At 67.7% G+C, this 12,200-nt stretch carries 8 protein-coding genes; all 8 read right to left on the reverse strand.

The window, feature by feature from the left end; genetic code table 11:
• Positions 1 to 31: 31 nt before the first annotated feature.
• Positions 32 to 724, reverse strand: coding sequence for a DUF3566 domain-containing protein (locus tag ACIA8G_RS22425; RefSeq protein ID WP_396421249.1), 693 nt, complete (start codon positions 722 to 724; stop codon positions 32 to 34).
• 370 nt (positions 725 to 1,094) lie between these two features.
• A complete protein-coding gene (gene gyrA / locus ACIA8G_RS22430) occupies positions 1,095 to 3,644 on the reverse strand; it encodes a DNA gyrase subunit A (protein ID WP_396420590.1) in 2,550 nt (849 codons plus the stop codon).
• A 49-nt stretch (positions 3,645 to 3,693) separates the two neighbouring features.
• Positions 3,694 to 5,664 carry a DNA topoisomerase (ATP-hydrolyzing) subunit B gene (gene gyrB / locus ACIA8G_RS22435; protein ID WP_396420591.1) on the reverse strand — a complete coding sequence of 657 codons (1,971 nt, stop codon included), beginning with the start codon at positions 5,662 to 5,664 and terminating at the stop codon, positions 3,694 to 3,696.
• Between the two features lie 228 nt (positions 5,665 to 5,892).
• Positions 5,893 to 6,426: a DciA family protein gene (locus tag ACIA8G_RS22440; RefSeq protein ID WP_396420592.1), complete on the reverse strand. Its 534-nt coding sequence runs from the start codon at positions 6,424 to 6,426 to the stop codon at positions 5,893 to 5,895.
• Between the two features lie 118 nt (positions 6,427 to 6,544).
• Positions 6,545 to 7,651, reverse strand: coding sequence for a DNA replication/repair protein RecF (recF, locus tag ACIA8G_RS22445; RefSeq protein WP_396420593.1), 1,107 nt, complete (start codon positions 7,649 to 7,651; stop codon positions 6,545 to 6,547).
• 5 nt (positions 7,652 to 7,656) lie between these two features.
• Positions 7,657 to 8,538: a phosphogluconate dehydrogenase (NAD(+)-dependent, decarboxylating) gene (gene gnd / locus ACIA8G_RS22450; RefSeq protein WP_396420594.1), complete on the reverse strand. Its 882-nt coding sequence runs from the start codon at positions 8,536 to 8,538 to the stop codon at positions 7,657 to 7,659.
• A gap of 42 nt (positions 8,539 to 8,580) precedes the next feature.
• Positions 8,581 to 9,705: a DNA polymerase III subunit beta gene (dnaN, locus tag ACIA8G_RS22455; RefSeq protein ID WP_396420595.1), complete on the reverse strand. Its 1,125-nt coding sequence runs from the start codon at positions 9,703 to 9,705 to the stop codon at positions 8,581 to 8,583.
• 687 nt (positions 9,706 to 10,392) lie between these two features.
• A complete protein-coding gene (dnaA, locus tag ACIA8G_RS22460) occupies positions 10,393 to 11,940 on the reverse strand; it encodes a chromosomal replication initiator protein DnaA (RefSeq protein ID WP_396421250.1) in 1,548 nt (515 codons plus the stop codon).
• Between the last annotated feature and the right edge of the window lie 260 nt (positions 11,941 to 12,200).

The raw sequence follows: 12,200 nt of genomic DNA on the forward strand, positions 1-12,200 counted from the left end.
GGATCGTCCTCGTCGCTCCCAAATCCGGGGGTCACTCTCGCTCGGAGAGCGTCAACTCCAAGCCACCAGCCAGATCTGCCGACACGTTGTAGACGAACGCACCCACCGTGGCGAGTGCCGTGAACAGCACGATGTTGACCGCGCCGATGATCGCCGAGACGCCGAACACGCGGCCCGCACTGATCAACGGTTCGCCCGGCTCGTTGGCCTGGAGCAGGTCGTTCGCGGTGCTGTTGATCTTGTCCCAGACGCCCATTCCGTGCAGCACGCCGTAGAGCACGCCGACGGCCACGAGCCAGACGAAGAACAGCGCTACGCCGAGCACCAGGGCGAGCTTCAGCACCGACCACGGGTCGACGCGCTTCACCTGAAGTGACGCGCGGCGGGGGCCTCGGCCGGGGCGGCGGGCCGACGGGGTGGCCGCGGCGGGACGGGCGGTGCCGTTGCCGAGGTTCACCGACGTGCGGCTGCTGCCCAGGCCCACCGGCACGGCCGAGCCCGTGACCACGGGCTTCTGCACCTTGACGGTGTCCGGGTCGGTCGACGGGAAGGCGGGGGCCGGCTCGCTGGACGGGACGGGCGGCGCGGCCGGGGCCACGTACGCCTGGGTCGAGTCCTGCTGGGCGGCCTCCGTGTCGTTCGTCACGCGCTGCCAGGGCGGCGGTGCGGACACGACGACCGGCTCCTCGGCCGCGACCGGTGCAGCCGGAGCGGGCGTGCCGATCGAGACCGTCTTCTCGTCTGCCGGAGCAGCCGGAGCCTCCGCCGCTGCCGGAGCAGCGGCGGCGGGAGCAGGAGCGGGAGCCGGAGTGGCGGCCGGAGCCGGGGTGGCTCCGGCAGCCGGAGCAGCCGGAGCCGGGGTGGCAGGGGCCTCAGCAGCGGCGGGGGTGGCGGCTTCGGCCGCCTTCTCCGCCGTCACGGGCTTCGTCACGTCCCCACCCGAGGAACCGGAGGCCGCCGGCGCGGCCGCATCTGCCTTCTCCGCCTTCTGCGGAGTCGGCTTGGTGATCACCGCGGTCTTGTCCGCGTCCCGACCTTCGCGGTTCTCGGGTGGAGTCACGAGCTGTCCTTAGCCTCTCGCTAGCAAAAACCGACTACTCGGCCGAGTCGGTGGGGGCTGCTGCCTGGTCGGCGTCGGCGGCAGAGCCCTCCGCGGCAGACGTCTCACCGTTAACGACGTCGCTGGGCTCGTCCGCGTTGCGTGCGACGGCGATCAAAGTGGTGCCTTCGCCGAGGTTCATCAGTCGCACGCCCTTCGTCTGCCGTCCAGCCTTGCGCACCTGCTCGGCACTGGTCCGGATGACCCCGCCGCTCGAGGTGATGGCGTAGAGCTCGTCGTCGACGTCGACGATGAGCGCGCCCACCAGCCTGCCACGTCGGCGGTCGTGCTGAATGGTCAGCACGCCCTTGCCGCCGCGACCCTGGACCGGGTAGTCCTCGATCGGCGTGCGCTTCGAATACCCACCGTCGGTCGCGACCAAAACGAACAGGCCTTCTTGCACGACTCCGACCGAGAGCAGCTCGTCGTCGGTGTTGAAGCGCATGCCCTGCACGCCTGACGTGGCGCGACCCATCGGGCGCAGCACCTCGTCGGTCGCGTGGAAGCGGATCGACTGTCCGTCGCGCGAGACCATCAGCAGGTCGTCGTCTGCCGAGCAGAGCACGGCGCCGACCAGCTCGTCGTCATCGCGCAAGTTGATGCCGATAAGACCACCCGATCGGTTGGAATCGAAGTCGGAGAGCTTCGACTTCTTGACCAGGCCCTTGCGGGTGGCGAGCACCAGGTACGGCGCGACCTCGTAGTTCTTGATCTGGATGACCTGCGCGATCTCCTCCTCCGGCTGGAACGCGAGGAGGTTCGCGACGTGCTGGCCGCGGGCGTTGCGGTTCGCCTCGGGCAGCTCGTACGCCTTCGTGCGGTACACGCGGCCCTTGTTCGTGAAGAACAGGATCCAGTCGTGCGTCGAGCACACGAAGAAGTGCGCGACGATGTCGTCCTGCTTGAGCTGCGCGCCCTGCACGCCCTTGCCGCCGCGCTTCTGCGCCCGGTAGAGGTCGGTCTTGGTGCGCTTCGCGTAGCCGGTGCGGGTGATCGTGACGACCACGTCCTCGACCGCGATCAGGTCCTCCATGGACACGTCGCCGTCGAACGGGATGATCTGCGTCCGGCGGTCGTCGCCGTACTTGTCCACGATGGCCGTGAGCTCGTCGCGCACGATCGTGCGCTGCCGCTCCGGCTTCTCCAGGATGTCCTTGAGGTCGGCGATCTCGATCTCGATCTCGGCCAACTGGTCGATGATCTTCTGACGCTCGAGGGCGGCGAGGCGGCGGAGCTGCATCTCCAGGATCGCGTTCGCCTGGATCTCGTCGACGTCGAGGAGCTCCATCAGGCCCGTGCGCGCGATGTCCGGGGTCTGCGACCGGCGGATCAACGCGATCACCTCGTCGAGATGGTCGAGCGCCTTCACCAGACCGCGCAGGATGTGCGCGCGCTCTTCTGCCTTGCGCAGGCGGAACCTGGTCCGCCGGACGATGACGTCGACCTGGTGCTTCACGTAGTGGCGGATCATCTGGTCGATCCGCAGCGTGCGCGGCACGCCGTCGACCAGCGCCAGCATGTTCACGCCGAACGAGTACTGCAGCTGGGTGTGCTTGTAGAGGTTGTTCAGCACGACCTTCGCCACCGCGTCGCGCTTGAGCGTGATCACGATGCGCATGCCGCGCCGGCTGTTCGACTCGTCGGCGATGTTCGCGATGCCGGTGAGCTTCGCGTCGCGGACCAGCGCGGCGATGTTCTCGACCAGGTTGTCCGGGTTCACCTGGTACGGCAGTTCGGTGACGACCAGGATCGTGCGGCCCTTGGCGTCCTCGTCCACCTCGACGACGGCGCGCATCTTCACCGAGCCGCGGCCGGTGCGGTACGCGTCCTGGATGCCCGAGTTGCCGAGGATCTGGCCGTAGGTCGGGAAGTCCGGGCCCTTGATCCGCTCGATCATGGCCTCGAGGGTGTCCTCGTCGGAGGCCTCCCAGTTGTCCAGCGCCCACACCACACCCGACGCGACCTCGCGCAGGTTGTGCGGCGGGATGTTCGTCGCCATGCCGACCGCGATGCCGGCGCTGCCGTTGATCAGCAGGTTCGGGATGCGGGACGGGAGGACCTTCGGCTCTTCGATCCGGCCGTCGTAGTTCGGCCGGAAGTCGACGGTCTCTTCCTCGATGTCCGCCAGCATGTGCATGGCCAGCGGCGTGAGCCGGCACTCGGTGTACCGCATGGCGGCGGCCGGGTCGTTGCCCTGCGAGCCGAAGTTGCCCTGCCCGTCGATCAGCGGGTAGCGCAACGCCCACGGCTGGGCGAGCCGCACGAGCGCGTCGTAGATCGACGAGTCACCGTGCGGGTGGTAGTTGCCCATCACGTCGCCGACGACGCGGGCGCACTTGTTGTAGCCGCGGTCCGGCCGGAAACCGGAGTCGTACATCGAGTACAGGACTCGGATGTGCACCGGCTTGAGTCCGTCGCGCACGTCCGGCAGCGCTCGACCGACGATGACGCTCATGGCGTAGTCGATGTAGGAGCGCTGCATCTCCTGCTGGATGTCGACCGGCTCGGTGCGGTCGTGCTCCGGCGGAAGGGTCGTCTCAGTCACGGTTCTTCTTTCCTCTTCGCCAGCCGTGGATGTCTATGAAGGGACGGACTCACACGTCCAGGAAGCGCACGTCCTTGGCGTTGCGCGTGATGAACGAACGGCGTGCTTCGACGTCCTCGCCCATGAGCACGCTGAACAGCTCGTCGGCGGTGGCCGCGTCGTCCACGGTGACCTGACGGAGCACCCGGTTCGCCGGGTCCATCGTGGTCTCCCACAGCTCGTCGGCGTTCATCTCGCCGAGACCCTTGTAGCGCTGGATGTTGTCGTCGCGGCCGAGCTTCTTGCCCGCCGCGAGACCTTCCTTGATCAGGCCGTCCTTCTCGCGCTCGGAGTAGGCGTACTCCGGCTCGATGCGCTGCCACTTGATCTTGTAGAGCGGCGGCTGCGAGAGGTACACGTGGCCGTGCTCGATGAGCGGCTGCATGAAGCGGAACAGCAGCGTCAGCAGCAGCGTGGTGATGTGCTGGCCGTCGACGTCGGCGTCGGCCATCAGGATCACCTTGTGGTAGCGGAGCTTCGAGAGGTCGAACTCCTCGTGGATACCGGTGCCCAGAGCGGTGATCATGCTCTGGACCTCGTTGTTCTTCAGCACGCGGTCGATGCGCGCCTTCTCCACGTTGATGATCTTGCCGCGGATCGGCAGGATCGCCTGGTACATGGAGTCCCGGCCTTCTTTAGCCGAGCCACCCGCGGAGTCACCCTCTACGACGTAGAGCTCGCACTCCTCCGGGTTGGTGGAGCGGCAGTCCTTCAGCTTGCCCGGCAGGCCGCCGATGTCCAGAGCACCCTTGCGGCGCACCAGCTCGCGGGCCTTGCGGGCGGCGATGCGCGCCTGCGCCGACGACACCGCCTTGGTGACGATCGTCTTCGTCTCGTTCGGGTGGCGCTCGAACCAGTCGGCCAGGTGCTCGTTCGCCGACTTCTGCACGAACGACTTCGCCTCGCTGTTGCCCAGCTTGGTCTTCGTCTGGCCCTCGAACTGGGGCTCCTTCAGCTTCACCGAGATGATCGCCGCGAGGCCCTCGCGGATGTCGTCACCGGTGAGGTTGGTGTCCTTCTCCTTGAGCAGCTTCTTGTCGCGCGCGTACTCGTTGATGACACGCGTCAACGCGGCGCGGAAGCCCTCCTCGTGGGTGCCGCCCTCGTGCGTGTTGATCGTGTTCGCGAACGTGTACACCGACGCCGTGTAGCCCGTGTTCCACTGCATCGCGACCTCGACCTCGAGGTCCTCGCCCTTCGCCTCGAACGCGATCACCTTCTGGTGCACCGCTTCGCGCGTGTGGTTGATGTGGCGGACGAAGTCCTCCAGACCACCGGGGTAGTGGAAGACCCGCTCCTTCACCGCGGCCGTGTGGCCCTCGGCGTCGGCGACCTCGTCCTCCTCCGAGACGCGCTCGTCGCGCAGGATGATCGTGATCCCCTTGTTGAGGAACGCCATCTCCTGCAGGCGGCGCGAGATCGTCTCGACGTTGTACGTCGTGGTCTCGAAGATCTCCGGGTCGGCCCAGAACGTGGTGGTGGTGCCGGTCTCGTCCGTCGCCTCGCCCTGGCGCAGCTCGTGCGCGGGCTTGGAGGCCTCGTAGCGCTGGGTCCAGACGTGACCCTGACGCCTGATCTCCAGGTCGACGGCGGTGGACAGCGCGTTCACCACGGAGATGCCGACGCCGTGCAGACCGCCGGACACCGCGTAGGAGTCGCTGTCGAACTTGCCACCCGCGTGCAGCTTGGTCATGACGACCTCGACGGTCGGCACGTTCTCGACCGGGTGCATGTCGATCGGGATGCCACGACCGTCGTCGATCACCCGGACTCCGCCGTTGGCCAGCAGCGTGACGTCGACCTTCGTCGCGTAACCCGCCATCGCCTCGTCGACCGAGTTGTCCACAACCTCCTGGACCAGGTGGTGCAGACCGCGCTCGCCGGTCGAGCCGATGTACATGCCCGGCCTCTTGCGCACTGCCTCCAAGCCTTCGAGGACAGTGATCGAGGACGCGCCGTACTCATTCTTCTTTGCTGACACGGTGCTGGAGTCTCCTCGCTGATGCGGGCAGGGCCCGCACGTGGGTGGGTGACGCTCCCTGTGATTCTACCGGTGCACCCCGACAGAACGGGGCCAAGGACACCTTTGAATCGGTCACAGGCGCCCTCAAGAGGCAACGGATGGGTGCGGACCGCTGAAACGGGGGTTCAAATCCGCAGGTGAACGCTCATTGCGCCGTGTAACGGCCGCTGAGCCCTTGACAGACCCTCACCCGTAGGTGTCACGCGGACCGCGCCCCGGAGCGTGCCTGGGGCCGTGTCGCCAGCTGGGAGCGTCGGGACCCTTGATCTTGAGCCGTTTCACCACGCCGTGACCGACGCCCGCGGCGATTCGCTTGATCAGGTCGCGCTGCAGAAGGCGCAGCTGAGTGGCCCACGCCGTCGATGTCGCCTGGACCGTCAGTTCCCCGTCACTGAGAGCGATGGGTTTCGCGTGCTCGGCGACGTCCTCACCTACTAATTTTGCCCAACGACCGAAGACCTGGCCACCCTGAAGTTGCTCGACCCAGCCGCGGTCGGCGGCGATGCGGGAGGCGATCCTGCCGAGCGGCTGCGGGTCGCGGTCGTCCGGTCCCGGACCGGACCAGCGGCGGCGCCGGCGGTTGACCGGACGGCCCTTCGACTTGCTCCCCGGCACGCGTCCGCGGGCCTTCGCGCTCGCCTTGGCGGCCTCCAGCGCGGCCCGCGCCAGGTCAGAACCCTTCAGTGGCTCACCCTCAGGTGTGAATGAACCTGTGGACAAGTCCGGATTTGTGACGGAGTTATCCACACCATCCACAGAGTTGTCCCCAGATGTGTGGGCGGACACACCCGATCGAGCTACATGTTGGGGATCTGAACCCCCAGAGTCAGGCTCCGAGTCAGACACGCCGCACCTCCCCGCCATGTACCTCGAACCGCGCACCGGTCAGCTCGTCCGGGACGTCCTCCGCCACCGCCGCGGTGATCAGCACCTGCTCGGCGGCGGCCGCGACCTTGGCCAGCTGCTGCCGCCGGCCGCGGTCGAGTTCCGCGAACACATCGTCCAGCACGAGCACCGGTTCGATGCCGTCGACACGCATCAGTTCGTACCCGCCGAGTCGCAGGGCGAGCGCGAACGACCATGACTCTCCGTGACTGGCGTAGCCCTTCGCGGGCAGCTCTCCCAGTGTGAGTTCCAGGTCGTCACGGTGCGGGCCCACGAGGCACACCCCGCGTTCGATCTCCTGCCGCCTCACCCGGTCGAGCTCGGCGAGCAACAGATCCTCGATGCTCTCCCTGTCCTCCGGAAGTTCGCCGACGCTCGAGCGGTACGAGATGAGCGCCGGACGTGACTCCGGAGCGACCTCCGCGTACGCCGAGGTCACGTGATCCGCCATGTCGCGGATCAGCTTCAACCGCGCGGCCAGGAGCTCCGCGCCGTGCTTCGCGAGGTGCCCGTCCCAGACGTCGAGCGTCGACAGGTCCGCCGATCTGCTGTGCTTCACCGTCTTCAACAACGCGCTGCGCTGCTTGAGGACACGGTCGTAGTCACTGCGCACGCCGGCGAACCGCGGCGCGCGCAACACCAGCATCTCGTCGAGGAACCGCCGCCGGTCGCTCGGATCGCCTCGCACAAGAGAGAGGTCTTCCGGTGCGAACAACACGGTGCGCAGGATCCCGAGCACATCACGCGGACGCGGCACCGGACCGCGGTTGATCCGCGCCCGGTTCGACTTGCCGGCCGTGATCTCGATTTCCACGAGCAGCTCGCGGTCGTCGTTGACCACGGCCGTCCGCACCACGGCGCGCTGGGCGCCGTGCCGGATCAGCGGTGCATCGCTGGCGACGCGGTGCGAACCCAGCGTCGCCACGTACCCGATCGCCTCGACCAGGTTCGTCTTGCCCTGGCCGTTGCGGCCGACGAGCACAGAGGCACCGGGCTCGAGCTCCAGGTCGGCGAGCTCCCACGAGCGGAAGTCGCAGACCTGGAGGTGTCTGACGTGCACCTACCTCATGCCTTCTGGACCGAGTGGCCGCCGAACTGGTTGCGCAGTGCGGCCACCGCGCGCATGGCGGGCGAGTCGTCCTGCCGCGACTGGAACCTGGCGAAGAGCGCAGCGGAGATCACCGGGAGCGGCACCGCGTTGTTGATGCCCTCCTCGACGGTCCACCGGCCCTCGCCCGAGTCCTCGACGTAGCCGCGCAGGTCGTCGAGTTCGGGGTCCGACTCCAGCGCGCGCACCAGCAGGTCGAGAAGCCACGACCGCACAACGGTTCCGCGCTGCCAGGCCGAGATCACCGCGGGCACGTTGTCCACGACGTCGGTCTTGTCGAGCAGCTCGAAGCCCTCTGCGTACGCCTGCATCAGGCCGTACTCGATGCCGTTGTGCACCATCTTCGAGTAGTGGCCGGCGCCGACCTTGCCCGCGTGCGCGAAGCCTTCCTCGCGCGGACCCTCCGGACGCAGCGCGTCGAAGATCGGCATCGCCTGCTCGACGTGCGCGATGTCGCCGCCCACCATCAGCGCGTAGCCGTTGTCGAGACCCCACACACCACCGGACACACCGCAGTCGAGGTAGCCGATCTCCTTGCCCGCCAACAGATCCGCGTGCACGCGGTCGTCGGTGAACTTGGAGTTGCCGCCGTCGATCACCAGGTCGCCGGGCTGCAGCAGCTCGGACAGCTCGGTCACCGTGTTACGGGTGATCTCGCCTGCGGGCACCATGACCCACACCACGCGCGGCGCTTCGAGCTTGGACACCATGTCCGCCAACGACTCCGAGTCGCTGACCGCCGGGTTGCGGTCGTAGCCGATCACCTCGTGACCGGCCCGCCGCACCCTCTCGCGCATGTTGAAACCCATCTTGCCGAGGCCGACGAGTCCGAGCTGCACGGTGTTCTCCCCTAAACGTTTCTCGTTACCCGGTAAGGGTGTTTAGCCGGGCAGGCGCACGGGCATCAGGAGGTACAGGTACCCGGGCGCCACGTTCCCATCCTCGTCCACCGGCTTGAGCAACGCCGGGCGGCTCGGGGTCGTGAACGAAAGGTGCACTTTCTGGGTGCGCACCGCGCCGAGACCGTCGAGCAGGTACCCGGGGTTGAACGCGATCGTCACCGGGTCGCCGGTGTAGGAGACCGGGAGCTCTTCCTCGGCCGAACCCTCGTCGTCGCCACCGGCGGACAGGCGCAGACCGCCGTCGACGAACTCGAGGCGCACCTGCGTGCCGCGCTCGGCGACCAGCGACACGCGCTTGATCGCCTGGTTCAGCGCGTCGACGTCGATGATCGCCGCGGCCGAGTGCTCGCTGGGCAGCAACTGGCGGTACTTCGGGAAGTCCGCGTCGAGCAACCGGGTCGTGGTCCGCTTGCCGGAACCGGACAGGCCGAGCAGACCGTCGTTCGCCGCGAGGGACATCTCGACCTTGCCGCCGGACGAGCCGAGCGTCTTGGCCGCGTCGCCGAGCGTGCGGGCCGGGACGAGGACGGCGACCTCGCCCAGGGAAGCGTCCGGCTCCCACGGGAATTCGCGCATCGCGAGCCGGAACCGGTCGGTGGCCACGAGGGTCACCTTGCCCTCGCCGATCTCCACGCGGACACCGGTCAGCATCGGGAGCGTGTCGTCCTTGCCGGCCGCGACGGCGACCTGGCCGACCGCCTCGCCGAAGACCTCGCCGGGAAGCTCGCCGATCAACTGCGGCATCGACGGCAGCGCGGGGTAGTCCTCGACCGGCATCGTCGGGAGGCTGAACCTGGCACTACCACAGGTGATCATCATGCGCGCGCCGTCGACCGCGATCTCGACCGGGTGGTTCGGCAACGCCTTGGTGATGTCGGCCAGCAGACGGCCGGAGACGAGGGCTCGGCCGCCGTCGGCGATCGTGGCCGGGACGCCGACCTGAGCGGAGACCTCGTAGTCGAAGCCCGACACCGTCAGCGAGTCGTCGGACTCCGCGTCGAGCAGCACGCCGCCCAGCACGGGAACCGGCGGACGGGACGGAAGGCTGCGAGCGACCCAGGCGACGGCGTCGGCCAGGCCGTCGCGTTCGACGCGGATCTTCATGAGGCGTCCTTTCCTCGACAGTCGACAAGCCCAACCACGACAACGTGCCAGTGGGGGTTAGGGAGCCTCGACCCTCGGCTGACCCGAGGTGCGGAGCAACCACGTTAGAGCGTCCTGGCCCTTCCCGTCACTTCGGGGTTCGGGCACCGATCCCCGGGAGCTGTCCACGCTGTTTTGCTTTTGAGTTCTTCCAAGAAGAGATCAAACAGCAGTAACAGTAGGGGCTGTGGATTGTGTGGACTGGTGTTGAACACGCAGGTCAGGACACCATCTTCCATGTGGACTAAGGGGGGATGGCACCCGGGGACAGATCGGCGCACCCGGGGACAGCCGGTTGTGCACACCTCGCGATCCACAGATCGTCCACAGTTGTCCCCGGGTGCGTCCCCGGGTGCGGGGCAGTTGTACCCGGGTGTTCAACAGGCTTCTGTGGCCAGATCGTGGCCCGGGTCTCAAACTTTTCTGGTTGTCCCCACCCCTTCGGGTGCGGACCGCAATCAGAAGGCGCCTCCCACGGCCGAGCACCCCTCAGCTCACCCGGGTTTCCTGGCCACACGCGGGGCCCTCTCGTCCTCTCCAAGCGCACGCGGGGAGCCCGCGTGCCTTCCCGCGTGCGCGGAGATGTGGCGTGCGCAAGCAAAGGGGCCCTCCGCGTCGGAGGACCCCTTCGTTCATACCCGGGTTGGATCAGGGAGCGTGGCGGGCGCGCTGCTTGATCCGCGACGTCAGTTCCTGCACCTGGTCGTAGATCCGCCGGCGCTCGGCCATCTCCTTGCGGATCTTCTTGTCCGCGTGCATGACCGTCGTGTGGTCGCGGCCGCCGAACGTCTGGCCGATCTTCGGCAGCGACAGGTCGGTCAGCTCGCGGCACAGGTACATGGAGATCTGCCGCGCCTGCGCGAGCGCCTTCGTCTTACCCGGGCCGCACAGGTCGTCGATCGTCACGCCGAAGAACTCGGCGGTGACCGCCATGATCGTCGGCGCGGTGATCTCCGGCGCGTGCGAGTCCGGGATCAGGTCGCGCAGCACGATCTCGGCGAGCTGGACGTCGACCGGCTGGCGGTTGAGCGACGCGAACGCCGTGACGCGGATGAGCGCGCCTTCCAGTTCGCGGATGTTCCGCTCGATGCGGGCGGCGATGAACTCCAGCACCTCGGCCGGGGCCGCGAGCCGGTCCTGCGCCGCCTTCTTGCGGAGGATCGCGATGCGGGTCTCCAGCTCTGGCGGCTGGATGTCCGTGATCAGGCCCCACTCGAACCGCGTGCGCAGGCGGTCTTCGAGCGTCTCCAGCCGCTTGGGCGGCCGGTCGCTCGACACCACGATCTGCTTGTTCGTGTTGTGGAGCGTGTTGAACGTGTGGAAGAACTCCTCCTGCGTACCTTCCTTGCCCTCCAGGAACTGGATGTCGTCGACGAGAAGAACGTCGATGTCCCGGTAGCGGCGCTGGAAGGCGACCTTGCGGTCGTCACGCAGCGAGTTGATGAAGTCGTTGGTGAACTCCTCGGTCGACACGTACCGCACGCGCATGCCGGGGAACAGGCGCTGGGCGTAGTGCCCGACGGCGTGCAGCAGGTGTGTCTTGCCGAGGCCGCTCTCACCCCAGATGAAGAGCGGGTTGTACGCCCGGGCGGGAGCTTCCGCCACCGCGACGGCGGCGGCGTGCGCGAACCGGTTCGAGGCGCCGATGACGAACGTGTCGAAGTTGTACTTCTCGTTCAGCCGGGTCTGCGACGGCGACGGGTTGGCCGGCCGCGTGAACGGCATGCTCCCGTTGGGCGTCGCGCCCGCGGCCGTGTTGAACGTCGGCCAGATCTCGGTGACGGTGGCGAGCGCGTCGCCGGCTTCGTCGACCTCTTCCGAGTCCGAGCCTTCTGCCGCCGGGTCGGCTCCGGCGATCTCTTCGGTGAGTACGGGCGGCTCGCCGTTCGGGATGCCAGGCACCGGGATCGGCGTCGTGGGCGGGCTCGCCGGCTCCGGCGAGTCGACCTTCACCGCGAGGGAGACCGTGCGGCCGAGCCGGCGGGACAGCGCGGCGGTGATCGGGTCGCGCAGTGCGCGTTCGATCGCTTCTTTGGCGAAGTCGCTAGGCGCCGCGAGGAGCGCGGTCCCGTCCAGCAGACCGATCGGACGGGTGACCCTCATCCACGCGCGCTGCTGAGGAGACAGGTGGCTCGCGGCCAGTTCCTGCACCACCTCGGCCCACACGAGACCAAGATCAACCTGCTGGTTCGACACTTCCGCGATCCCCTCCCCTCCACCGGAGCCCATGACTCCACACGTGGACACGGAGAATAGAGGCATCCACAGAGTTATCCACAACTGTGCACTAAACGGTGCGTTGTGTTGCCGGTTACGGTGGCGGCTCCCACGCCAGCTCCGGCATGCGCGAGGGAAGAACGGTAACAAGGCCCGACACGCCTCACAAGACGTGGCATCGGCCACCCCGATTTGGTCGGCGCACCCGGGGGTGCGTACCCTCAGAGGAGTCTCCCGCT

The organism is Lentzea sp. NPDC051213 (genome assembly GCF_044455585.1).
In the GTDB taxonomy this organism is placed as follows: domain Bacteria; phylum Actinomycetota; class Actinomycetes; order Mycobacteriales; family Pseudonocardiaceae; genus Lentzea.

What these genes read in the sequence shown, in the direction of transcription:
- dnaN (WP_396420595.1), bottom strand. Translation starts at nt 9,705, where the DNA reads ATGAAGATCCGCGTCGAACGCGACGGCCTGGCCGACGCCGTCGCCTGG.